The organism is Campylobacter showae CC57C (assembly GCF_000344295.2).
Lineage (GTDB): Bacteria > Campylobacterota > Campylobacteria > Campylobacterales > Campylobacteraceae > Campylobacter_A > Campylobacter_A showae_B.
The window spans coordinates 1-23,459 of the sequence record NZ_AOTD01000157.1; the positions used below are offsets into that span (position 1 = coordinate 1).

The 23,459-nt window shown below is 47.5% G+C and carries 24 protein-coding genes and 1 pseudogene; 9 read left to right on the forward strand and 16 right to left on the reverse strand.

Going from position 1 to position 23,459, the window contains the following annotated elements:
- From fliF to H740_RS05865, 5 genes are all read left to right on the forward strand, one after another.
- On the forward strand, positions 1–1,199 hold a 1,199-nt coding region (fliF, locus tag H740_RS05845; protein ID WP_002952356.1), incomplete at its 5' end, for a flagellar basal-body MS-ring/collar protein FliF.
- A complete protein-coding gene (fliG, locus tag H740_RS05850; RefSeq protein WP_002952357.1) occupies positions 1,199–2,230 on the forward strand; it encodes a flagellar motor switch protein FliG in 1,032 nt (343 codons plus the stop codon). The genes fliF and fliG, both read left to right, overlap by 1 nt.
- The gene (fliH, locus tag H740_RS05855; RefSeq protein WP_002952358.1) at positions 2,227–3,042 is read left to right on the forward strand and encodes a flagellar assembly protein FliH; all 816 of its coding nucleotides are present in this window, start codon (positions 2,227–2,229) and stop codon (positions 3,040–3,042) included. Before fliG ends, fliH begins: the two co-directional genes overlap by 4 nt.
- Positions 3,042–4,889 carry a 1-deoxy-D-xylulose-5-phosphate synthase gene (gene dxs, locus H740_RS05860; protein WP_197273062.1) on the forward strand — a complete coding sequence of 616 codons (1,848 nt, stop codon included), beginning with the start codon at positions 3,042–3,044 and terminating at the stop codon, positions 4,887–4,889. Before fliH ends, dxs begins: the two co-directional genes overlap by 1 nt.
- Positions 4,890–5,757: 868 nt before the next feature.
- Complete coding sequence (locus H740_RS05865) at positions 5,758–6,168, forward strand: Fur family transcriptional regulator (protein ID WP_002952362.1); 411 nt, start codon at positions 5,758–5,760, stop codon at positions 6,166–6,168.
- 320 nt (positions 6,169–6,488) lie between these two features.
- Here H740_RS05865 and H740_RS12180 read toward each other — a convergent pair whose 3' ends face one another.
- The 9 genes from H740_RS12180 to H740_RS05905 form a co-directional block, all read right to left on the reverse strand.
- Positions 6,489–6,605, reverse strand: a complete 117-nt coding sequence (locus H740_RS12180; RefSeq protein ID WP_331456430.1) for a tyrosine-protein phosphatase — start codon at positions 6,603–6,605, stop codon at positions 6,489–6,491.
- A gap of 10 nt (positions 6,606–6,615) precedes the next feature.
- Positions 6,616–7,032 carry a protein-tyrosine phosphatase family protein gene (locus tag H740_RS12185; protein ID WP_002952364.1) on the reverse strand — a complete coding sequence of 139 codons (417 nt, stop codon included), beginning with the start codon at positions 7,030–7,032 and terminating at the stop codon, positions 6,616–6,618.
- 388 nt (positions 7,033–7,420) lie between these two features.
- Positions 7,421–7,876: a DIP1984 family protein gene (locus tag H740_RS05875; RefSeq protein WP_002952366.1), complete on the reverse strand. Its 456-nt coding sequence runs from the start codon at positions 7,874–7,876 to the stop codon at positions 7,421–7,423.
- 18 nt (positions 7,877–7,894) lie between these two features.
- The gene (locus tag H740_RS05880; protein WP_002952368.1) at positions 7,895–8,575 is read right to left on the reverse strand and encodes a DUF799 domain-containing protein; all 681 of its coding nucleotides are present in this window, start codon (positions 8,573–8,575) and stop codon (positions 7,895–7,897) included.
- Complete coding sequence (locus H740_RS05885; RefSeq protein ID WP_002952371.1) at positions 8,565–9,113, reverse strand: DUF4810 domain-containing protein; 549 nt, start codon at positions 9,111–9,113, stop codon at positions 8,565–8,567. The genes H740_RS05880 and H740_RS05885 overlap by 11 nt, the downstream gene beginning before the upstream one ends.
- A 9-nt stretch (positions 9,114–9,122) precedes the next feature.
- Positions 9,123–9,791, reverse strand: a complete 669-nt coding sequence (locus H740_RS05890) for a CsgG/HfaB family protein (RefSeq protein WP_002952372.1) — start codon at positions 9,789–9,791, stop codon at positions 9,123–9,125.
- 107 nt (positions 9,792–9,898) lie between these two features.
- Positions 9,899–11,062 (reverse strand): exodeoxyribonuclease VII large subunit, encoded by a 1,164-nt coding sequence (xseA, locus tag H740_RS05895; protein ID WP_002952373.1) that lies wholly within the window; start codon positions 11,060–11,062, stop codon positions 9,899–9,901.
- Positions 11,056–11,772, reverse strand: coding sequence for a bifunctional demethylmenaquinone methyltransferase/2-methoxy-6-polyprenyl-1,4-benzoquinol methylase UbiE (gene ubiE / locus H740_RS05900; protein ID WP_002952375.1), 717 nt, complete (start codon positions 11,770–11,772; stop codon positions 11,056–11,058). Before ubiE ends, xseA begins: the two co-directional genes overlap by 7 nt.
- Positions 11,773–11,781: 9 nt before the next feature.
- Complete coding sequence (locus H740_RS05905) at positions 11,782–13,206, reverse strand: CYTH and CHAD domain-containing protein (protein ID WP_002952377.1); 1,425 nt, start codon at positions 13,204–13,206, stop codon at positions 11,782–11,784.
- A 143-nt stretch (positions 13,207–13,349) separates the two neighbouring features.
- Between H740_RS05905 and serC the strand changes: the two genes are divergently transcribed.
- Positions 13,350–14,426, forward strand: a complete 1,077-nt coding sequence (serC, locus tag H740_RS05910) for a 3-phosphoserine/phosphohydroxythreonine transaminase (protein ID WP_002952379.1) — start codon at positions 13,350–13,352, stop codon at positions 14,424–14,426.
- A gap of 255 nt (positions 14,427–14,681) precedes the next feature.
- On the opposite strand, the pseudogene H740_RS05915 reads toward serC, so the two are convergent.
- The 7 genes and pseudogenes from H740_RS05915 to H740_RS05945 all read right to left on the reverse strand — a co-directional run bounded on the left by H740_RS05915 (position 14,682) and on the right by H740_RS05945 (position 19,335).
- A pseudogene (locus tag H740_RS05915) lies at positions 14,682–15,891 on the reverse strand (DUF2920 family protein).
- Between the two features lie 147 nt (positions 15,892–16,038).
- Positions 16,039–16,998 (reverse strand): beta-ketoacyl-ACP synthase III, encoded by a 960-nt coding sequence (locus tag H740_RS05920; RefSeq protein WP_002952381.1) that lies wholly within the window; start codon positions 16,996–16,998, stop codon positions 16,039–16,041.
- 19 nt (positions 16,999–17,017) lie between these two features.
- Complete coding sequence (plsX, locus tag H740_RS05925; protein WP_002952384.1) at positions 17,018–18,007, reverse strand: phosphate acyltransferase PlsX; 990 nt, start codon at positions 18,005–18,007, stop codon at positions 17,018–17,020.
- Positions 18,008–18,012: 5 nt separating this feature from the next.
- Positions 18,013–18,159 (reverse strand): 50S ribosomal protein L32, encoded by a 147-nt coding sequence (gene rpmF / locus H740_RS05930; RefSeq protein ID WP_002943740.1) that lies wholly within the window; start codon positions 18,157–18,159, stop codon positions 18,013–18,015.
- An 11-nt stretch (positions 18,160–18,170) separates the two neighbouring features.
- Positions 18,171–18,527: a YceD family protein gene (locus H740_RS05935; RefSeq protein WP_002952386.1), complete on the reverse strand. Its 357-nt coding sequence runs from the start codon at positions 18,525–18,527 to the stop codon at positions 18,171–18,173.
- A 14-nt stretch (positions 18,528–18,541) separates the two neighbouring features.
- Positions 18,542–18,955, reverse strand: coding sequence for a nucleoside-diphosphate kinase (ndk, locus tag H740_RS05940; protein ID WP_002952387.1), 414 nt, complete (start codon positions 18,953–18,955; stop codon positions 18,542–18,544).
- 95 nt (positions 18,956–19,050) lie between these two features.
- Positions 19,051–19,335: a DUF362 domain-containing protein gene (locus tag H740_RS05945; protein WP_002952388.1), complete on the reverse strand. Its 285-nt coding sequence runs from the start codon at positions 19,333–19,335 to the stop codon at positions 19,051–19,053.
- Positions 19,336–19,500: 165 nt separating this feature from the next.
- Here H740_RS05945 and H740_RS05950 point away from each other — a divergent pair, with 165 nt between their 5' ends.
- The 3 genes from H740_RS05950 (at position 19,501) to H740_RS05960 (ending at position 23,424) form a co-directional block, all read left to right on the forward strand.
- Complete coding sequence (locus H740_RS05950; RefSeq protein WP_002952389.1) at positions 19,501–20,100, forward strand: peroxiredoxin; 600 nt, start codon at positions 19,501–19,503, stop codon at positions 20,098–20,100.
- A gap of 157 nt (positions 20,101–20,257) precedes the next feature.
- Positions 20,258–20,980 carry a PilZ domain-containing protein gene (locus tag H740_RS05955; RefSeq protein ID WP_002952390.1) on the forward strand — a complete coding sequence of 241 codons (723 nt, stop codon included), beginning with the start codon at positions 20,258–20,260 and terminating at the stop codon, positions 20,978–20,980.
- 140 nt (positions 20,981–21,120) lie between these two features.
- Positions 21,121–23,424, forward strand: coding sequence for an ATP-binding protein (locus H740_RS05960; RefSeq protein ID WP_002952391.1), 2,304 nt, complete (start codon positions 21,121–21,123; stop codon positions 23,422–23,424).
- The last annotated feature ends 35 nt before the right edge of the window (positions 23,425–23,459 follow it).

Consider the following 23,459-nt stretch of genomic DNA (forward strand, 5'->3'; position numbering starts at 1 on the left):
CCGGGCGAGCCACTCCGCCAAGCGCCTCTATCGTGTTAAATTTAAAAGACGGGCAGAGCTTAAATTTAAAACAAATCACGGGCATTAAAAATTTAGTCGCGGCCGCGGTGGCAAATTTAAAACCCGAGCAAGTAAAAATCGTGAGTCAGGACGGAGTGCCGCTTGGCGAGGAGGACGGCGAATACGATAGCGATCAGATCACGCAACAAATCCGCTATAAACGCGACGCCGAGCACAATCTCGAAGAAAAGATCATAAACGTCCTATCACCTATCGTGGGCGGCTCGGATAAGGTTGTAGCCAAAGTCACTATAGATTTTGACTTTGCTAGAAAAGATAGCCAAAGCGAGACCTTTGATCCAAACTCCGTAGCTAGAAGCGAGCAAAACGTCGAAGAAAAACGCCAAGGCAGCAAAGAAGCCGAAGTGCAAGGCGTGCCAGGGGCTGTGAGCAATATCGGTCCGGTCGAAGGCCTGCAAGATAATAAAATGAAAGAGCTGTACTCAAAAAGCTCATCTACGACAAACTATGAAATCTCAAAAAAAGTCGAGCGCGTCAAGGATCAGTTTGCTAAGATAAACCGCCTAAGCGCCGCGGTCGTCGTGGACGGAAAATACGAAAATAAAAAGGACGAAAACGGAAATCCGACCAAAGAGATCGCCTACGTACCGCTTGAAAAAGAGCAGCTAGCGCGAATCGATGCTCTTATCCGCCAGTCTATCGGCTTTGATCAAAATAGAGGCGATGAGGTCACGGTTAGTAACTTTGAGTTCCAGCGTCAAGACGGACAGACGCCAGCAGGCAAGGTTCAGTCATTTTTCGATCTTTACGTAGTGCCGTTTTTGCCGATCCTAAAATATATTTTTGCCGCGATTTTGCTTTATATATTCTACAAAAAAGTCATCGTGCCGTTTATGGCTAAGATGCTCGAAGAGATCAAAGAGGAAGAGCCTGAAATACCTGATAACGACATTCAGCTTGACGATAGCGAAGATACGCTGGAGAAATTTCAAGCCGCTAGGAAAAAGGTCGAGGAGCAGCTGGGTATCGGCGATAACTTTAACGAGGATGATCTGCGCTACGACGTATTGCTAGAGAAGATGAAACTAATCGTGCAAGAGCGAAGCGAGGAGATCGCCGTCTTGCTACAAGACCTGGTCAAAAACGACTCGGATTTTAGCAACCGTAAGGACTTTTAATGGCAACAAAGCTAAACGAACAGCAAAAGATGGTGTATGACGATCTTTCTATGCCCGAAAAGATCGCTATTTTGCTTATTCAGCTGGGCGAGGACGTCACGACTCTGCTTTTTTCGCATATGGAGGTTGACGTCATAACCGAAATTTCGCGCTACATAGCTACCGCAAAAAGTATGGATAAAAACGTGGCGGCCGCTGTTTTGGAAGAATTTTACGCTCTCATGCAGTCAAATCAATACATGAGAAGCGGCGGCTTAGAGTACGCAAAAGAAATTTTATACCGCACCTTCGGTCCGGAAACCGCGCAAAAGATCCTCGATAAGCTCGCAAAAAGCATGGAAAACTCAAAGAGTTTCGGCTATCTCACCAAGGTCAAGCCTCAGCAACTTGCGGATTTTATCATGACCGAGCACCCGCAGACTATCGCGCTTATTTTGGCGCATATGGATTCAACCAGCGCAGCCGAGACACTTTCGTTTTTTAACGATGAGCTTAGAAGCGAGGTCGTCGTTAGGATGGCAAATTTGGGCGATATCAGTCCGTCCATCATTAAGCGCGTTTCAACAGTGCTAGAGGGCAAACTAGAGAGCCTCACGTCCTACAAGGTCGAAGTCGGCGGACCAAGAGCCGTGGCGGAGGTGTTAAATCGCCTCGGTCAAAAAGCATCAAAAGCTACGATCGAATACATCGAAGATATCGACGACAAGCTCGCTACAACTATCAAAGAGCTTATGTTTACATTTGAGGATATCAACACCCTCAACCAAGCTGCTATCCGCGAGATACTTAAAAACGTCGATAAAAAAGACCTCATGGTCGCGCTAAAAGGCAGCGGAGACGCGCTCAAGGAGAAATTCCTCTCCAGCATGTCTCAGCGCGCCAGCGAGGCGTTTAAAGAGGAGATGCAGTTTTTGGGCGCGGTGCGCGTAAAAGACGTCGAGGAGGCGCAGCGCCGCATCGTAGAACAGGTCCAAGCCCTAGCCGAGGGCGGGGCATTCCAGATAGGCGAAGCCGATGAGATGATAGAATGAAAAGCAGCGTAATAACAAACGAACGCTCAAAAGAGCATTTTGTAGAAAACTATCGATTTAAAATTTTAGGCCAGGAAAAAAGAAGCGAGGATGTGCACACAGCTCACGAGAGCGAGACTCGCCGCGCATCCGAGCATCAACACGAGCGCGTCTTAAATGGTGAGCAAGAGGGCTTAAATTTAAGCGAAGAAAAAGAGCAAGGCGTGCATTTTAAACCAGAACCCAGCTTTATCGAGGAGCTGTTAAAGCGCACTGACGAGATGAGCGGCAGCATGATAAAGCTGCAAATGCAAATCGAAAATCAAGAAAATGAATTCGCTAAACGCCTAGAGAGCGAAATCCAGCGCGCCAAAGAGGACGGCGTAAAGCAGGGCAGAGACGAGGCGGCGGCTAAATTTGACGAGGAGCTAAAGGCGCTTGAGAGCAGGTATCTAGGCTCGATAAACAAGCTAGAGGAGCAGGCGGCTAAATTTGAAAGCCTCATCGCATCTAGCGAAGCGCAGCTGCCAGCCACCGCAGTCGAGGTCGCAAAAGAGGTCGTAAAAAAAGAGATTTCGCTAAATTCGGCAAACATCGCCGCAGCTATCTGCAAAGAGCTTTTTAGCGAGATAAAAGACGCTAAAGAGGTGCAGATAAAAGTAAATCCGAAAGATTACGAGTTTATCAAAGAAAATTTCTCCGGTCAAAACGTCAAAAGCTCCGCCGACGAAGCCATCAGCGCGGGCGGAGCGATCGTGCTTAGCGACGCGGGCAATCTCGAGGGCACGATCGAAGCTAGACTAGAAAAAATCAAAAAGATAATAGGACAATGATAGACGTAAAATCTATGAACGTACAGGAGCTTGAAGCGCTTTGCGGAAAGCTTCGGGATAAAATTTTACAAACCGTCAGCGCAAATGGCGGGCATCTGAGCTCAAACATCGGCGCGGTCGAGCTAATCGTCGCGATGCACTATGTTTTCGACGCCGCAAAAGATCCGTTTATATTTGACGTTAGCCACCAAAGCTACGCGCACAAGCTAATCACCGGACGCTGGGATAAATTTGACACGCTTAGAAAATTCGGTGGTATCAGCGGCTATACTAAGCCCTCCGAGAGCAGATACGACTACTTTATCGCCGGCCACAGCTCCACCTCTATCTCGCTGGCAGTAGGCGCGTCAAAGGCGATCAAGCTAAAAGGCGAAAACCGCATCCCCGTAGCCCTTATCGGCGACGGCTCGATGAGCGCGGGTATCGCGTACGAGGCGCTAAATGAACTGGGCGATATCAAAAATCCCTGTGTCATCATCCTAAACGACAACGAAATGAGCATCAGCAAGCCTATCGGCGCCTTTAGCAACTATCTCTCGCAGATGATGGCCGGGCCGCTGTATCAGAAGTTTAAAAGCCGCGTAGAGAAATTTTTGAGCTATATGCCAGATGGCGCCGCATACATGGCTCGCAGGATGGAGGAGGGCATCAGGATCTTTACGCCCGGGATGTTTTTCGAGGAGCTTGGGCTTGAGTATATCGGTCCAGTAAACGGCCACGACGTGAAGGCGCTCATCGAGGCTTTTAGCGTCGCAAAAGGGATGAAAAAGCCCGTCGTCGTGCACGCGCAGACGCTAAAAGGCAAGGGTTACGAAAAGGCCGAGGGGCACCTAGCAAACTGGCACGGCGTGAGCCCTTTTGATCTGCGAAGCGGCGAAGCTATCAAAAAATCAGCCGCCAAATCAGCCACCTCGCTCTTTGCTGAAAATTTACTAGACCTCGCCTGTAGGCATGAGGATATCGTCGGAGTGACCGCCGCGATGCCTACGGGCACGGGCATAGACGCTTTGATGGAGAGGTTTCCGGATAGATTTTGGGACGTAGCGATCGCCGAGCAGCACGCCGTCGCTTCAATGGCTGCGATGGCCAAGGAGGGCTTTAAGCCCTTTATCGCGATTTATTCGACCTTTTTGCAGCGGGCGTTTGACCAGGTCGTGCACGACTGCGCGATCATGAATCTAAACGTCGTTTTTGCGATGGACCGCGCGGGCATCGTCGGCGAGGACGGCGAGACGCACCAGGGCGCGTTTGACGTGAGCTATCTAAATTTGATCCCGAATTTGACGATTTTCGCGCCTCGCTGTGCCGATAGTTTTAGGCTCGCGATGCACTACGCATACGCCCATGAGGGGCCTTGTGCTTTTCGTTATCCGCGTGGAGCTTTTGCGCTGGGGCAGGGCGAATTTGAGGCGCGAGAGCTTGAGCTTGGCAAAGGCGAGATTCTGGTCGAGGGTGGCGGCGAAGCGGCATTTATCGCTTATGGCAACGCCGTTGGCAAAGCAAATGCCGCTCGTAAAATTTTACTCGAAAAAACAAACGGCGAATTTGACCCGAGTCTCGTTGATCTGGTGTTTGTTAAGCCGCTTGACGGCGAACTTTTGCAAGAGCTCGCAAGCAAGCACAAAATTTGGTACGTCTTTTCAGATACGGCAAAAAAGGGCGGCGTAGGCGAGATTTTAGCTGCGTTTTTGCAAGAGCGGCGCATTTTTGACGTGCGCATCGTTAGCTTTGAGTTTGACGACGCGTTTATCCCGCACGGCGCTACAGCTGATGTCGAAAGAGCTCTTGGTATCGATGCGGTAAGCATTTGCGAGAAAATTTTAGCCAAGTCTGCGGATCAAATTTGAGCTGAAGCGTTTTTGCGCGTTTTGGCGAGCGCATTTGGGCGGAAAGGGCGAAAAATCTGAGCGAAACAAACCTTTTTTATACTCAGTCTCGCTACTCTTACTTTGATTTACCGCCCCTAAACGGCACAGGTAAATTTGTGCGCATCAAGCCGGTTTTATTGATTTTTATCTTCGTTTATCTTTTTTACGGGCTGGCTTGCGAGCGAATTTTGGGTTAAATTTGAGCCGCGATAGGCTTTTGTGCTAAGGTTTGTTTTGCTTGCTGCGCCCTAGGATAAAATCGCTAAAAAACATTGCAGACTCTCGTTTTTACCTTTTATAAAATACTTAAATTTGGCGCCGGTGCTTGATTGGACGCGGATTTTATCAAAAAGGTAAAATTTAAGTAGATTTTTGCTCGTAAATTTAGCCGTGCGGCAAGGCACAGAAGCTTGTTTAAATTTAAAATCGCAATTAGCAAAAATTCAAAAATGCGAATTATTTTTACGCTTTTGCTTCAAAAATGTAGCCGTATCTAAAACGCTGCGGTATCGCCGCAACCGACAAAAATAATTTTTACGGTAGCGATGATAAGCGGCGTTCGGTTGCAACGATCGATAGCAAAATTTACGCCGCATTAAAAGTCGGATTTTTATTTAAATTCGGCGAGCAAAGCGCCAAATTTAAGCCCCAAAACGCTAAATTCGGCAGGGTAAATTTGAGCCCAAAGGTCTAAAATTTACCTTGAGTATAGCGCTTAAACTCGCAAAAAGTATAAATTTGACTACAAATGACACAAATTTTAGTAAATAATAATTTATATTACCAACTATAAAGAAGTTTTAAATAAAATTTTTGTATATTTAGCTAAAAATTATCAGGAAAAACGATGAACTATATGGAACTTCTCAAAAATCACGGTCTCAAAGCCACTCCGCAGCGCCTCAGCGTGCTCAAGATCCTCGACCGCCACACGCACCCAACGATCGACGAGCTTTATGAGGAGATCTGCGCCGAAAACCCGTCCGTATCGCTCGCAACGGTGTATAAAAACCTAAATATGCTAAAGGACGAAGGCCTCGTTGTCGAGGTCAATATGCCAAATCAAAAGGCGCGCTACGATATATTTAGCTACCCGCACATCCACGTCGTATGCGAGAGCTGCGGACACGTCGAGGACTATAATTTCTGCGAGGCGCTAAGCGAGTACAAGGAAAGTTTGGAGAGAAAGCTCGGAAATTTCATCGAAAAGATGAATGTGCTCGTAACCGTAAAAGACTGCAAAAACTGCCGCCATTAGGCTCTTAGCTCGCTTTTTTGATCGGCGAGCTAATTTTTATGTGCTACAAAGCTATCACGAGCAAAGATTGCGTTTGGCTTGCTAAACCAAGATCATTTTTTTGCTTGCGACTCTAAAATTTAATGCCATTATACGGCAAATTTGAAATAGATTAAAAATATACATTGTTTGGCGGACGGGCGCAATTTCGTCTAAATTCCAAGTTCGGCTCTTACGAGCGCTTCGCTTTGCGGCGTCAAAAAGCCCGCGATATCCTGCCACATGGAGTGAAAGCCGTATCCGCCGTCTATCATCTCGCTGCGCGCGGCATCTAGCCCCGATCAGATCACGCGGTACATCGCCACCACAAGCCCCGTGCGATCGGCTCCGTGATAGCAGTGCACGAGCACGGCGCCCTCTTTTTGGCGCTCGCGAATGGTACGCAGAACGTCCGCGATCTACGCGGGCTTACTCCTGGCTTTGAAGCGGCTTGTTCGAGAGCCAAAATTGATCTCCAAACGCCCTTTTGTCGCCGCCCCTGCTAAAATGGCGCAGATTTACGATACTTTTGATGCCAAGCTCGTGCAGCTTCGCGGCGTAGCTTCCATCAAGCTGAGCGCTGCGAAACAGCCGCTCGTCCACGCGGTAGAAATTTTTCGCTTCGTCGATGAGGGTTGCTTTTTGCGATGAGTTTGTGCTGTATGCTGCGGTATCTGCATTTTGAGAATGCGCGTTTTGAAATTTGGCGTCTTTTGCGTCCGCGAGATTTTGTTCAGCGCCGCTCGTTTTTCTAAAATTTATGGAATTCGCTTCTGTCGCAAGCTCTGCATTTACGCTCGTCGCAAAGAAAAACGCGACCGCTAGTGCAAGGGTTTTAAATTTCAAATTTCATCCTTTAAATTTGGCTAAATTTTATGATTTTTGTAAAATTCGACGCTCGCAGCTAAAATGTAAAATAGCAAGCGTTCCTAAATTTAACGCAAAATTTGAACGTCAAATCCGCCCAAATCGCCGTTAAATTTCGCCGCAATCCCGCAAATCGCACCGCAAAAATCAAAATTTCGTTTCAAAATTTTCCCCGTTCCCGCCCTCGGTATCGCTAGATCAGCATTAGGTAGTTACATTGCACATTTACGTTACCCATGTAAAATTACTGAAAATAAATCGTAAAAGGGGTGCGCCGTTTCCGCGAGCGCTACTAATTCCGCTACAGGGAAGGTTTTCATGCTCGCCTCTTGCGATACTTACCCGAAATTTTTCTAAATTTGACGCTTTAGTCGATCAGATCGGTCTGCCAGTTCGCGCCTTGCAGCGTCGTGTCAAGCTGTCTGATCTGCTTTGCTAGCTCGTCCACCTGCTTTTGCAGCGCCGCGACGTCGACCGTGTTTAGGATTTTAATCTCACTGCGCGAATATGCATCGATCTTTTGTGCGGCAACTTGCGCGAAAGCCCGCAGCGCTCCCGCTTTTAGCGTGAGTACGTCGCGTTTGGCGATCAGCTCGGTTAGGCTCTTGCCGTCCGTTTTTGCGGTGCAGTTGGTTAAATTTATCCGAACGATTAGTCGCTCAAGCTCGCCCGTAAGCGCGTCTAACTCAGCTAGCAGTGCCTTTGGCTCTTCGCTGGGTTTCTCCCCCTCTTGCCCCTTTGCGTTATCCGCGAGCCTTGATTTTAGCTGCTCGATGCGTTTTTGTATGTCGGCGCGCAGTATCAGCGCCTCGGCTAGTTTCATTTTCGTCCTTTTTAAAATTTATTTGCCGCCGCCAAGCTGTCTATCCTGGCCATATCGCGGCGAATACGGGCCGTAGAGCAAGCAGTCTTTGCAATCGGTGCTAAACAAAATCGCGTCTGCGCGCGCTGAGAGGTCAAAGCTCGCGTCCGAGACCGAGTCGGCGATCTGTTTAACTAGCGCGGAGACTAGCATACCGATGAGGTTGCCGCCGCCGTCGCCCGAGTCGTTTGCCGCGGTCGCACTCTTTTGCCAGAGCACGGCGCCGGTGTTTAGATCCACTAGAGTCGCCGCTACGCTCACGCGCGTGACGCTGCTAATGAGCATATACGAGGTGCCGTAGTCCGCGACGTTTAGATACAGCGCGGCGTCGGCGCCAAATATCTGCTTTAGCTTGTATGTAGATATCTGCGCGATCTCCGCCGCGTCGTAGATGCCGTTGTTTTTAAAGGTCTCGTTTACGAGTGCGGGCGAAAATACGTAATACCCCGCCTCGCTAAGCGGATAGAGCGCATTTGCTAGCACCGCCGCGGAGGCCTTTATCTCGGATGAGTCGCTGGTCGGCATCACGACTACGATCGAGCGAGGCTTGGTCTGTAAAAACGCCGAATAGTCGTAGATTTGAGGCTGCGAGCCGGCGCACGCGCCTAGAAACAGCACCGCAAACGCGCCAAGGAGCGCCGATTTTATTTTATTTTTCATTTTGGCTTCCTTTTGCGGTTTTGCTCGTTTTGGCAGGTTTTGTTTGCTTGTTTTTCAAATTTTGCTTGCTCGTTTGCTCGCTTAAATTTGAGCTTTTGTCGTTCAAATTTGACGTGCCGGCTTTTTCCTTCGTCTGCTCGCTTAAATTTGCCTCAGTTTTGCCTGACGTGCCCGCCGTTTTGCTATTTTGATTTAGCAAAAACATCGCATAGTCGCGCGACTCGGGATAGAGCTCGGCTTCTTTTTCGACGTAGGCTTTAAATTTCGCCCCGTTTCCTTGCGAGAGATAGAGCAGGCCTAGATGCGCGTATAGTCCCGGCGGGACCTTGGCGGCTCTTTGATAGGCTTTTTGCAAACTCTCCTCGAGTGCGGCGATCTGCGCGCCCGCGTCGCCCTCTTCGATTAGATACTCGTAGACCGAGCTCGTATAGGTGCCGTCCCAGTAGTATAGCTGCCTAGGCGAGTCGTCCGCGCAGCCAGATATTAGCAGGGCGGCGGCGGAGGCGAGCGCGAAATTGGCTAGAGTTTTAAAGCGCAAAATTTATCCTTATTTCGCGTTAAAAGCGCCGCTTTCAAGCCCGCGCGTTAGGTTATTTACGGCCTCGATGATGGCTAGGCTTAGCACCTTGCCGTTTAGCGTCGAATCATACCCAGCGCTACCGCCAAAGCCCAGCACCTCGCGGTTTGAGAGCTCATACTCGCCAGCGCCCTGAGTGGAGTAGATCACCTCGGAGTTTTTCACGTCCACGACATTAAGGTTTACCTTCGCGTAGGCAGTTTGGGTTTTGCCCTTGCCAAGTATCCCAAAAAGCTGGTGATCGCCCGTCGTTTTGCGGCCAAACTCCGTCACGTCGCCTGTGATGACGTATCTTGCGCCCTTGATGTTTTGCGCCTCTTTGTTTAGCGCGCTTTCTTCTTTGATGGCGCGCATGTTGCTGCGGTCAAGCACCGAAAAGCGCCCGCTTTGCTGTAAATTTGAGATGAGGATGGTTTGGGCTTGGTTGCCTAGTCTGTCCTCGCCGTCTGAAAATACGCCGTTTTGGTATGAGGACTGATTGCTAAAGCGGCCGATTGAAACGGCGATCTTTTGTCCTTGATAGGCGGTGTTTAGGGTTTGAACTTTTGGCGTTTCGACCACGCGCGATCGCTCCGTCGCGCAGCCGGTTATTAGCATCGCGGCGCACGCAGCTAGTAAAAATTTTACATTCGTTTTCATATCGCTCCTTTAAATTTTGATTTGCGTTATTATCTTACTATTTTTAGCTTAAAAATTTTTAACCTGCCTAAAAATTTGAGCCGCGGCATCGGCCGGGTCAAATTTGATTATAAAATTTTCGCCTCTTTGCTTGCGTTTACCGAGCTTAGCGCGATGCGGTCGCCCGGTTTTAGCTCGCTTAGATTTACGGTTTTGCCGCCCTTTTGCACTCGGACGAAATTTGAAATCTGCGCGAAAAAGGACTCTTGCTGCTCGTATGCGGCGCGAGCGAGTTCTAGCGCGTTTTCAAATTTGAGCAGCTTAGTTTGCACGGCGGCGTCTAAAGCCTGCCGTAAATTTAGCAAAATTTGCTCTTTTCGAGCGATTTTTTGCGTGAGGCTCGCCTGAGAAAATCTCGCTCTCATCATAGCAAGAGCGTTAAATTTACGCTCCCAAACGCGCATGAAAGCCGCGTCCGCCGCCTCGCTTAACCTATCTATGCTTTGCATTAGCTCGCCCATATCGGGAAGTAGCGCAGCCATCGCCGCGCTTGGAGTCGGAGCACGAAAATCAGCCACAAAGTCGCTGATAACATAATCAATCTCGTGTCCGACGGCCGAGATCACGGGCGTGCGCGCGGCGTAGATCTCGCGGGCTAGATTTTCGTCGTTAAAGCACCACAGATCCTCTCTGCTACCGCCTCCTCGTGCTAGTACGATCGCGTCAGCGCCGCTAGCATCGGCTCTTTTTAGCGCGCGTATGAGCGAGGCGGGCGCGGTTTCGCCCTGCGGTAGCGAATCAAAAACTATGATTTCGGCCAGCGCCCAGCATCCGTGCGCGATACGCAGCATATCTTGCAACGCAGCCGAGGTTTTTGATGTTACGAGCGCGATCTTGCGCGGAAATTTTGGTAGCGGTTTTTTGCGCGAAATATCAAAAAGCCCTTCGCTCTCAAGTCGCGATTTTAGCTGTTTAAAGGCAAGCTCGAGCTCGCCTTCGCCGCTTGGGCGTATGAGAGTCGCGATAAACTGATAGCTGCCGCTTGGCGAGTAGAGCGAAATTTTGCCGTAGAGAGCGACTTTCATGCCGTCTGCGACGTCAAATTTGAGCTTGGCGGCGTTAAATTTATAAATGACCGCCGAGATCGCGGCCTTTTCGTCTTTTAGCGTGAAGTCCCAGTGGCCCGAGCTGTGTTTAACGAGCCGTGAGATCTCGCCCTCTACCTCGACGTACGAAAACGTCGTCTCAAGCAGCGTTTTGGCCTGCTCGTTTAGCTCGCTGACGCTTAGCACTCACGCGCCTTTTGCGCGATGAAAAGAGTAGAAATATCCATCGAAAAGCTCTTACAAAGGCGCATCTCAAAGCCAGCGGCGGCGAGTTCGTCCGCAAAGCTTTTCGCGTCTAAAAACCCCTCAATCGAGCTTGGCAGATACTCGTAGGCTTCTTTATTTTTGGAGATAAAGCCGCCGATTTTAGGCAAAATTTTACCTAGATAAAAGTCGCGAGCGCCCGTTAAAATCCCGCTTTTTTTGCGCTTAGTAAATTCTAGCACCACGACATACCCGCCCGTTTTTAGCACTCTGTTAAACTCTCTTAGCGCGGCTTCTCGCTCGACCACGTTTCTGATGCCGTAGCTGATGCTCAGCACGTCCATCGAGCCGCTATCAAGCGTCGTTTGCGTCGCTAGCGCCTCGATAAATTTAAACTCAGGGAATTTTTGTTTGGCGACCGCGAGCATGCCGCTTGAGGGATCAACGCCGATTAGATTTTCGTTTTTTACGTTAAACTCGCCCGCCGTCTTTTGCCAAAAGCCCATCATATCGCCCGTGCCGCATGCTACGTCTACGATATTTACGCTTGAGTCTTTGAAATTTGATAATACCGTTTTGCACGCGATCTTGCGCCAGCTCACGTCCGCGCCCATGCTCAGCACGCGGTTTGCCAGGTCGTAGGTGGGGGCGATGTCATTAAACATCTGAACTATTTTTTCTTGTTTTTCCATTTTTTCTCTTTAGATATAGTAGATTTTTAAGCCGCGCGAAAGCTTTGTGAGGCTTTTTAAAATTTTAGGTTTCGAGTCTAAAATTTCGCTTCGCAGCTCGTAGATTTTTTTGTAAATTTTAGCTTGGAGTTTGTCTATGCGCTTTTGTTCGGCGCCGCTTTTTACGTGCGCTAGCAGGCCTAGCCAGATGTCGGCGTCTTGCAGCGAGCCAAAGGTTCCTTGTAAAATTTTGCTCTTTTTAAAGCATTTTTTGGCTGCAGCAAAATCAAAACCGCCGCCGAAAATTTCGCTTAAGTATCTCAGCCTTTTTATCTCGATGCGGCACTTATGAAACTGCGCATTTTCGGTGGTTTCGCTCAAATTTGAGAGAGATTTTTTGAGGCGTAAAATTTGAGCTCGCATGGATTTTGCCGCGAGTTTTTTTATCGGCGCGTCTCCTAGTTCGCCTTTAAAAAAGTCGCTTCCCTCGCGTAAAAACACCTCCCAGTCGCGCAAAATTTCGTTCGCTTCGTCGCTTTGTAGCTCGAGCTCGGCCTGGACGCTTTGGGCTAGGGTTTTGCTTAAAATTTCTAGCTCGCTAGCTAGCGACTCAAAGCCTTTTTGTTTTTGCAAAAACTCGCAAAATACGTCTATATCGCGTTTTTGGTTAGTTAGCTCGGCTAGTTTTTTAAAATTTAGCAGAAAATAGCAAGCCGTTTTCCGGTCAAAAACGGGAGTGAAAATTTTAAGCAGCGAGCGCGTTTTGCGTAGATTTATGCGGATCTGATGTAGCGCCTCGGCATCGCCAGAGCTTGCGTACTCGTTTAGGTGTTTGTTTAGCGCCGTAAAAATCTGAAAAAACACCGTCCGCATAGCATCCATCGCGCCGATGTAGCTTGGTAAATTTAGCTCTAGCTCGGGGCTATTTTGTAAAATTTCAATGCTCTTTTGCGCGTCGAAACTGCCCTGCGGCAGGCCAAAAAGGGCTAAATTTTTATTTTTATAGCGCTCATCCTCCGTTACCTCGCTAACTATGTGCGCGGCGATAAACTCAGGCAGGCTAAACTCCGCCGCCTCGCGCTCGTCGCTAAACTCGGCCTCAAAAGTAACAAGCCCCTCTAAGGCGCCGTGAAAAATATCTACGTTGCAAACAGCGCCGTCAAGCCGAAATAAAAATCTCGTCTTTTTTATAGGAGCGGCGACCGCGTTTTTTAAGGCTTTTTTGAAGCTTTTGGCATCCGTTTCGCTCTCGTTTTCCTCGCGCGCTAGACCGACGCCTGATTTTTGCGTGATCGTAAAAACGCCCGAAGCCTCGCGAAATCTAATCTCCTCAAGCGGAGTGATTTTGATGTAAATTTGCGTCACCTCTTTTTGCTGGACGTCGATGTCGCGGGCTTTTAGCTCGTTTATGACGGCGGCGTCACGCAGGATAAATTTACGCTCGATCTCTATCAAATTTCGCTCCTTAATATGAAAAATTGTATCAAAAGGTAGCTTAAAGTGTAAAATTTGCGCCCTTTTGCCGCCGCCCTTGCGACGCAAAATGATTTTTTAACGCAAATCACGCTAAAATCAGCTCAAATTTGAAAGGAGTTTGGATGAATAGAAAGCTAAATTTTAGCGCGGGCCCTTCGGCTCTGCCTCTTAGCGTGCTTGAGCGCGCCCAAAGCGAGCTCACCGACTATCAGGGCAAGGGCTTTTCGATAATGGAAATCAGCCACCGAAGCAAGATTTTTGAAGAGGTGCACTACGGCGCGATGGCCAAGGCGCGCGAGCTATACGGCATCGGCGAAGAGTACGACGTGCTATTTTTGCAAGGCGGCGCGCATTTGCAGTTTGCGATGATACCGCTAAATTTAGCCGCCCAAGGCGTCGCGCAGTATGCAGATACGGGCGTCTGGACGAGCAAGGCGATCAAAGAGGCTGCAAACGTCGGCGTATCCTACGAAGTAGTCGCCAGCAGCAAAGAAACCTCCTACGACCGCATCCCAGAGGTTAAATTTAGTGATGACGCCGCATACGGCTACCTCTGCACAAACAACACAATCTACGGCACGCAGTACCGCGAGCTGCCTCGCTCCAAAGCTCCGCTAGTAGTCGATGCATCGAGCGATTTTTTCTCGCGGCCGGTTGATTTCACCGACGTGGGGCTGCTATACGGCGGCGCTCAGAAAAATGCCGGCCCAAGCGGCGTAACCGTCGTCATCATCCGTAAAGACATGCTGGAGCGAGCCTGCGTAGAACGCACTCCGACGATGCTTCGATACGATACACACGCTAGTGCTGCGTCGCTATACAACACGCCTCCGACCTTTGGCATATATCTGCTAAATTTGACGCTGGGCTGGGTGCAGGAGCAGGGTGGTTTATCGGCGATAAATGAGATCAACGAGCAAAAGGCGGCGCTGCTTTACGGCGTGATCGATGGTTCTGGCGGCTTTTACAAAGGTCACGCGCAAAAAGATAGCCGCTCGCTGATGAACGTTAGCTTTACCATCGCAAACCGCGATCTGGAGGCGGCCTTTATCGCCGAGTCCGAAAATGCGGGCATGCTGGGTCTAAAAGGGCACCGTCACGTAGGCGGCATCAGGGCTTCTATCTACAACGCCGTGAGTATCGCAAACGTGCGAACTTTGGCTGAGTTTATGAAAGAATTTGCAAGGAAAAATGGGTAAATTTGGCTAGACGCGCCGCTCGAATTTGGATTTGTTTCGGGTAAATTTAAACTCGGGGGTTTAAATTTGGGGCGCGTCAAATTTTGCTTTTTGCTCAAATTTAAGCGGCTTTGGCTTAAGGGCGGTCGCTTAAATTTGCTTTGGGTTTATGGCGAGCGATCTTAAATCTGCCGAGTTAAATTTAGCTCTTGCTGCTTTTATTAACTCGTATAAATGCAAAGTTTGCTCGAAATTTAAAACGCTCGGCGAGCAAAATCATCTTTTTATCTCCAAATTTATCTTGCCGTTTGCCTCCGAAAATTTATATTCCAGCTCGTCTGAGCGATAGGTTATGCTTTTATTTTCGCAAATTTGCTTCTCGCGGGAGGCTATCTTTTCTAGCATCGGCGGTAGCTCCTTGGCGATCAAAAGCTTGATAGACATATCCAGGCCGTGCGTTAGCTTTTTGAGAAACCTACCGTCAAGCTCGTTCTCGTCTTTTATCATATGCAAGGTCGCGTCAAAGTCGAGCTTTCGTAGCTCCTCGTAGAGTTGCGCTTTCTCTTCGGGCGACGCGCAGTGGTCGTTTGCGGCGCAGTGATAGCCGGCGTAAATAGGCTTTGGATACTCGCTTTGGACTTTTAGGTGCGCGGCGTCTAGGGCGTTTCGTATATCTTCGCGCGCCTGCGAGAAATATCGAGGCGAGGATTTATCCAGTAGCGTCCACATCGTTTTTGTAAAGACGTAAATTTTGATATTTTTAAAATATATATCGGTCGAGTATTCGCGAAATTTGAGATAATCCGCCTCTTTGCCTAGGCCTATGAGCTCCCAGTTTAGCTTCGCGTAGCTGCTGTTGTCGATGAGGCCGTCTACGAGCCACGGCGCAAATTTGGCCGCCAAGGCGTTTATGTATGCGCCGTGCGAACTGCCGACTAGGACCACGGGCAGCTCGTTTATATCGGTCGCAGCTTTAAACGGCGGATCTGCCTTGATAAAAAGCGCGGCATTTATCACGTCTTGAGCTTGCATAACGCCGAAATTTTGATATTCGTTTTTAGTGGGTTGCAAAGTGACGGATATTTGTAATTTAAAATCGCCGGGCAAACCGCCGCTCGCTTTTATCTCGCCTATATGCGCATCTAGCGCCGAAAGCGCGCCGTAGCCGATATCGCCTGTGATTTCTACGCCGATTTTAGAGCATTTATTTTTAAGGATGATTTTGTCTAAATCGTTTAAAAAATAGGTTGCCCCCCGTTTGCGGCCTGTTGCCGATACAGTGGTAGTTCGGACTCGCTACGGCTACGTCAAATTCGCTAGCTACGAACTGCGCTAAATGCTCTCTATAATTTTCATTCGCGTCGCCGCCAAGACCCGGCACTATGAAAACTAGGGCTCTAACGGGCTTTTCATCATCGTAGCATAGCTTAAACTCAAGCAACGAATCTCGCTTTATGCCAAGCTCTACGTCGTCATATGATGGGATTCTGTATTGTTATGATCTGACATCTGGAAACAATTTGTCTATTATATACGCGTTTGATAAATTTTAATGACCGATGGGCGTTTTTGTGTTGATTGTTGTTAGGTTATGAAATTGATTTAAATTTTGATAGCAATCTATCTGTTAAAATTATTTTTTGTAGCTTTCGCCGCCGAATTTTAACAGCGCCGAGCCCCAAGTAAAGCCGCCGCCGAATGCGTCTAGTAAAAGCAAATCGCCTTTTTTAAGTCTGCCAGCCTCGTATGCATCGTTCATCGCCATAGGTATAGAGGCTGAGCTTGTGTTGCCGTATTTTCCGACGGTTACGACGCACTGTTCGTTTGTAAAATTTAAGCGTTGCTTGACCGCTTCGATGATGCGTAAATTTGCCTGATGAGGTATAAAAAGATCGATTTTATCGCTTGAAATTCGATTTTTTTCTAGGATATCTACGACGTCTTTGGTTAGCGTCTGGACAGCGATTTTAAAGACTTCATTGCCCGACATTTTGATAAATTTCTCTTCTCCGCCCGGAGTTATGAGCAGGTTTGCGTAGTTACCGTCGGCTGCGGTGTGAACGTCGATTATTTCGTTTTCTTCGCTAGCGCTTACGACCGCGGCACCTGCTCCGTCGCCAAATAGTATGCAAGTCGTTCTGTCCGTCCAGTCGACGATCTTACTTAGTTTTTCGGCTCCGATTATCAATACGTTTTTTTTGCTTCCGCTTTCAATCAGTGATTTTGCTAGCTCAAGCAAGTAGATAAAGCCCGTGCAGGCTGCGCTTATATCAAATGCCGTAATGGCATTTATGCCTAAATTTTTAGCGATCTTGCACGCCGTCGAAGGCATACAAAAGTGATCGGGCGAGATGGTCGCGCAAATAATGGCGTCGATATCTTTTGCGGTCAAATTTGCTCTTTCAAGCGCTATCTTTGCCGCTTTCGTACCAAGCTCGCTCGTGTCTTCATCCTGCGCTATATGCCTTTGGCTGATACCTGTACGCTTAACTATCCACTCGTCGTTGGTTTCCACCATTTTTTCAAGGTCGAAATTTGTTAAAATTTTAGGTGGAGCGTATGCGGCTATGGATATTAGCGAGGCTTTTGGCATTAAATTTTTCTTTGTAATTTCATTTTGCGAAGTGCGAAAGCTCGTCTTCGATGACTTTATTTATATCGGAGTTTGCGAATTTTAGAGCTTGAAATATCGCGTTTTTGATAGCTTTTGGTGTGCTTTTACCGTGGCTTATTATGACGCAGCCGTTCACGCCAAGTAGCGGTGCGCCGCCATATTCGTCGTAATCAACTTGCTGTTTTAGAGTTTTAAAAACTTTTTTCATGAGAAGCGAGCCTGCTATAGCGACCGGGGATTTTTTAACATGTTTTTTGATGATTTTAGTTATCGCGTCAGCTACGCCTTCGCTTGTTTTTAGTAGGATATTTCCGACGAATCCATCGCAAATAACGACATCGACGCTTCCGTCAAAAACCTGATTTCCTTCAGCGTTGCCAACAAAGCTGTCGAGTTTTGAGATCATTTCAAAGGCTTCTTTAGTCGCCTCGTTGCCCTTACTGCTCTCTTCGCCGTTAGATAAAAGTCCTAGTTTAGGGGATTTTATTTTTAAAATTTCTTTTGCGTAGGCTTCGCCCATTATCGCAAATTGAAATAGATGCTCCGGCCTACAGTCCACGTTTGCGCCGACGTCCAAAACTAGCGTGTTGCCGCCGGTTACGTTTGGCATTAGCGTTGCTATCGCTGGGCGCGAGACGTTTTTTAGTCGCCCGACTCGAAGCGTGGCAAGACTCATCGTAGCTCCGCTGTGTCCTGCCGAAACTACGGCCATAGTTTGTTTATTTTTAAGTAGCTCAATAGCCTTAAAAATACTGCTTTCTTTTCGCTTTAACGCATCGGTGGCGCCGTCGCTCATAGAAACGACCTCGTCGGCTTGAATAAATTTTACGTATTGTTTTAAATTTTGCGGAACGAGGCTTTCTAAAATTTTCGTATCGCCTACCAAAACGGCTTCAAATTTTACTTCTTTTAAAGCCTCGATCACGCCGCCGATAATAGGTTGCGGACCGAAGTCGCCGCCCATCGCGTCAATGCAAATGCTTGTCATTTGTATTAATACTCTCCGGTAGTTTTATTTACGCGGTGAGGCATTTTCCATGAGCCGTCTTTATCTTTTACGGGAACCGGAAGCGTTACTTTGTAGTGCGTTCTTCTCTTTGCCGCGCGAGTATGACTTACTCTTCGTTTAGGTACTGCCATTTTATTCTCCTTTATAGATTTTTACAATTATCACAATAAAAATAATCGCTCTTAAAAGCTTCTATTTCGCTTGTTAATACTTCTTCTAAATTTATAAAACCGTCAAAAAACTCGACTACATCGTCAAGATTTTCTTCTTTATCCTTATAAATTCCGTCGCTTAATATCAAATTTACATCTTCATTAAGCTTTAAATTTATATCTTCGCCGCATCGGTCGCAGTTGTGAGCTATCTCGCCTACGATTTTTCCTTTACAGCTAACTAAATTTTGATTTATTCTTTTTAGATTGCCGTTAAAATTCAGTCCGTCCGAGTTTAGCTCGAACGGTATTTGATTATTTGCGATTTTGGCGAAAGATATTTTCAAAATTTAACCTAAATTTAGCAAATTTCTCTTGTTGCAAAGAAAAATGCGATCTCGTTTTTAGCGTTTTCTAGGCTGTCGCTACCGTGAACAGCATTTGCGTCGATGCTCTCTGCAAAGTCGGCTCTAATAGTGCCAGGTTTTGCTTCTTTTGGGTTTGTTGCGCCCATTAGATCGCGATTTTTAGCTACCGCGTCGTCGCCCTCAAGAACCATAACTACGACCGGTCCGCTCACCATAAAATCAACCAAATCGTTGAAGAAAGGTCTGTCTTTGTGAACTGCATAGAAAGCTTTTGCGTCGCATGTGCTTAGTTTGACTTTTTTCATAGCGGCGATTCTTAGTCCGTTGCTTTCGAATCTATCCACGATTTTTCCGATAACGCCCTTTTTTACGGCATCAGGCTTAATAATAGAAAGCGTTTGCTGCATAAAATTTCCTTTTTGTGGTTTTTGTAAGGCGGTGATTATATCAAAAAAAAATTAAATTTCAAAATAAGCTCCGCAAAAGGGCTTAGATGCGAAGTTTACGAGATGACGGCCGTTTCGCCCGTTCTCATATCTGCAGTTATCTCGGCGCGAGAAGGCTGTCCTGCAAAAGGAGCGTCCCAAACGATGCAGCCGTCGGTCGGACAGGCCGAGGCGCATGCCGGCTCGTCGTTATAGCCTACGCACTCTACGCATTTATCGGCATAGACGTAGTATGCATCCTCGCCGGTCGGGTTATCTGCGTCGTCTACGATAGCGCTCGTTGGGCACTCGTCGATGCATGAGCCGCAGCTGATACAAATGTCTGTTATTTTTACTGCCATTTTTTATCCTTTTTGGTCAAAATTTTCGCAAGAATATCAAAAACTAAGTAAATTTGATATTAAATTTTTGCGTTAAATTTTAAAACGAAAACGTTAAATTTTTAGCTCTTTTTAATCTTTAGATGATATAATTTCGCTACAAATAAAAATTATTAAGGAGAAAAAATGTTAGTAACAAAAAAAGCACCTGATTTTACAGCTGCAGCAGTTTTAGGAAGCAATCAAATCGTGAACGATTTCAACCTATATAAAAATATCGGCGAGAAGGGCGCAGTAGTATTTTTCTACCCTATGGACTTTACATTCGTTTGCCCTAGCGAGATTATCGCGTTTGATAAGAGATACGATGAGTTTAAAGCCCGCGGTATCGAAGTTATCGGCGTTTCGACAGATAACCAATTCTCTCACTTTGCGTGGAAAGAAACTCCGGTAAACAAAGGCGGCATCGGCCAAGTCCGCTTCCCGCTAGTAGCCGATATGACTAAGTCTATCGCTCGCGGTTTTGACGTACTTCTAGAAGACGCTGGCGTTGCTCTTCGCGGTAGCTTCTTACTTGATAAAGACGGCACTGTTCGCCATGCGGTTGTCAACGACCTTCCGCTTGGCAGAAACATCGACGAGATGATCAGGATGGTAGATACTATGCAATTTACGAACGAGCACGGAGAGGTTTGCCCTGCCGGCTGGAACAAAGGCGATAAAGGTATGAAAGCCGATACCGCAGGCGTCGCAGACTACCTATCTCACAACGCAGATAAACTATAATCATCTAAATTTAAGGGCGAGCTCTCGCCCTTTTCTCCCCTCTTTTTACTCACTTCACAAAATTTTTAACGAAATACGCAAAAAATTTAAACTAAAAACAAAATAAATTTACTATAATAGGGGAAAATTTCTAAAATCTCGGAAGGGAAACCTCTAAATGATCAACACTGATAACAGCGGTTCTATGATCTTAGAAGGCGCTATTAGCGTATTTTCAAGGGCTCTAAAAGACAACCATCAAATTCACTTTTTAAATTTATATAACGGCGTAAAGGTCGAGTGTCAAGGCAGCGTGATGGCCGTCGAGGATGAGGCCGTGGTTTGCAAGGTAACGCTAGAGCAAATTTTGGCCATGAAAGAGGAAAAAAACGCTTACATCGTGCGCGATGAGTATTTTGCCGAAAATTTAAGAGCCGATATCGCAGGATTTGATTTGTCGAATTTGACCGTGACGCTTAGAGATTTTATCTACATGCACAACTTGCATGCAAATCTGCGAAAATATCAGCGCGTCTATCCGAACCGCTACACTAAGGTCTCTCTTGCTCAAAACGGTAGCGCAGTGCAGGGGAATTTATACGATATCTCCGAGGGTGGACTCGGCGTCGTTAGTGCCGATGACGGAGAGTTTAGGGACGGCGAGCAGGTAAACGCTAAATTTGAGCTCGGACTTTCCGACTGCGAAAACGGATCTTGTGAAAAAGTAGACGTCGACATCGATCTAAAGCTGGTTACGTCGCTAAAATACAAAGGCGCTATGAGATACTGCTGCCAAGTGATGAACAAACAAAACGCGCATCAAAATATCGTAAAATTTACCGACAAGCGCGTAAAAGAAACTCTCGAAGAGCTAAAAGAGCAGCTAAAAACCTACCAATAAATTTAACGCAAAATAAAAAGGCGAGCATCGTGCTTGCCTTTTTAAAATTTTACCCGCTTCGATTTCAAATTTACCCCGCAGCTTCACCCGAAATTTAATCAAAAATCAGTAAAATAGCCCAAAATCTACAAGGAAATTTCATGAAAACTATTCAAGAAAATTTAAAGCTATTTTACGTCGGCCTCAAAAACAAAGAGCCGTTTTTTTACAAAAACAAAGACCTCACGACGCATGCGGCCATCATCGGCATGACCGGTAGCGGTAAAACAGGCCTTGGCATCAGCATCCTAGAAGAAGCCTGCATCGATAATATCCCGACCTTTATAATCGACCCAAAGGGCGATATGACAAACCTCGCCTTAGCGTTCCCGCAGATGAGCGCGCAGGATTTTGCGCCGTACGTCGATGAAAACGAAGCGCAAAACAAAGGCATGAGCGTAGATGAATTTGCCGCGAGCGAAGCGCAGACGTGGAAAAACGGTATCGAAGGCTCGTTTCAGAGCTTGGAGCGCGTGGGACTTTTTAAAGATAGCGCCGAGCTAAAAATTTACACGCCAAAGAGCAGTAGCGGCGTCGGTGTGGCGTTGCTCGGCGATTTTGCGCGCCCAAATTTAGACGTAGGCAGCGAGGAGTTTAGCGAGTACGTCGGCTCTCTGGCTAGCTCGGTGCTATCGCTTGTGGGCATAGAAAACGACGTAAACTCAAAAGAACATCTGCTCATTTCAAATATTTTTATCGATAAATTTAGCCAGGGCGCGGACGTGAGCCTAGAGGAGCTCATCAGCTTTATCGCGACGCCTCCGTTTGCAAAGATCGGCGTATTTGACGTGGAGAAATTTTATCCGAGCTCCGAGCGTATGAAGCTAGCCGTCAAGATCAACACGCTGCTTGCAAGCCCTGATTTTCGCGCGTGGCTAAGCGGCGAGCGACTCGATATCTCAAAAATGCTTTTTAACGCAAACGGCAAGGCAAAGTGCAATATCTTTACGATCTCGCATCTAAAAGACAGCGAGAGGATGTTTTTCGTGACGCTGCTGCTAAATGAGATCATCGCGTGGATGCGCAAGACCGAGGGTACGAGCTCGCTTCGCGCCGTGCTTTATATGGACGAGATTTTCGGATTTTTCCCGCCAAACGGCAACCCGCCTAGCAAAATCCCGATGCTAACTCTACTCAAGCAAGCTCGCGCACACGGCCTTGGCGTGATACTAAGCACCCAAAATCCGGTCGATCTAGACTACAAAGGCCTTAGCAACATCGGCACTTGGTTTATCGGGCGCTTGCAAACCGCGCAGGATAAGGCACGCGTGATCGACGGTATGACGGGGCTTGCGGGCTCTGCGATGGATAAAGGCGAGATAGAAAATCTCATCTCAAATTTACAAAAGCGCAATTTCCTACTAAAAAATATCCACGAGGACGGGCTGTCCGTCATCTCGACGCGCTGGGCTCTGAGCTACCTAAAAGGACCGCTTAGCCGCGAGCAGATTTCAAATTTGATGAAAGAGCAAAAGAGCGGGTTAAATTTGAGCGGATCAAGCCCGGCAAAAAGCTTTGCTGCTAAGCCCGTGCTATCGCCCGATATCGCTCAAATTTACGCTGCAAGCTCAAATTTGCAGGAGGGCGGCGAGCTGGAGGGGTATCTTTACGGCGAGGCGAAAGTGCGATTTTACGACGCTAAAAAGGGGCTTGACGAGGTTCGCGAGGTAAATTTCACGCTAAGGCTGGATGAAGCTCAAAAAAGCGCCGACTGGAGCGAAGCTAGCGAAAATATGCATTTTACCGCGGTTGCAGAGCCAAATTTCAAGCTCTCCTACGCGCCGTTGCCGGGCTTTGTCGCCGGAGCTAAAAATTTCAAAGAGCTAACCAAAAATTTCAAAGAATTTATCTATAGAAACTACAAACTTAGGCTCTTTAGCGCGCTAAATTTAAGCTCGGCGCCGGGCGAGAGCAAGGAGGAGTTTTACGTCCGTTTGGCCGATAAATGCAACGAAATTTTAGAGGCGCAAACGGCCAAGCTCACGGCTGAGTTTGATAAGCAAAAAGCGCGGCTGGAGGAGAAGCTAAACCGCTCGGTGGTAAAGCTAGAAAAAGAGCAGCGAGACTTTAAAAGCAAGGGGATAGAGACCGCGATCTCGGTGGGTGCGAGCATTTTGGGTGCGATTTTTGGCAAAGGGCTGCTAAGTAGCGGTAACATCGGCAAGGTCGCAACCTCCGCGCGCTCGGCAAACAGCGTGCTAAAAGAGCGCAGCGACGTCAAACTAAGCGAGCAAGAAGTCGCCCAGCTAAACGCGCAGATCGAGGAGCTGATGGCGAAATTTGAAGAAGACGCGAGCGCGCTAAAAGCCAAAAACGACGTGCAAAACGTGGAAGTGATGGAGGTGGAGGTGAGTCCAAAGAGTAGCGATATTTATGAAGAAAAGGTCTATCTTCTTTGGAAGTAAATTTAGCGGCTTGTCTTTTTGGTTTATACTTCGTT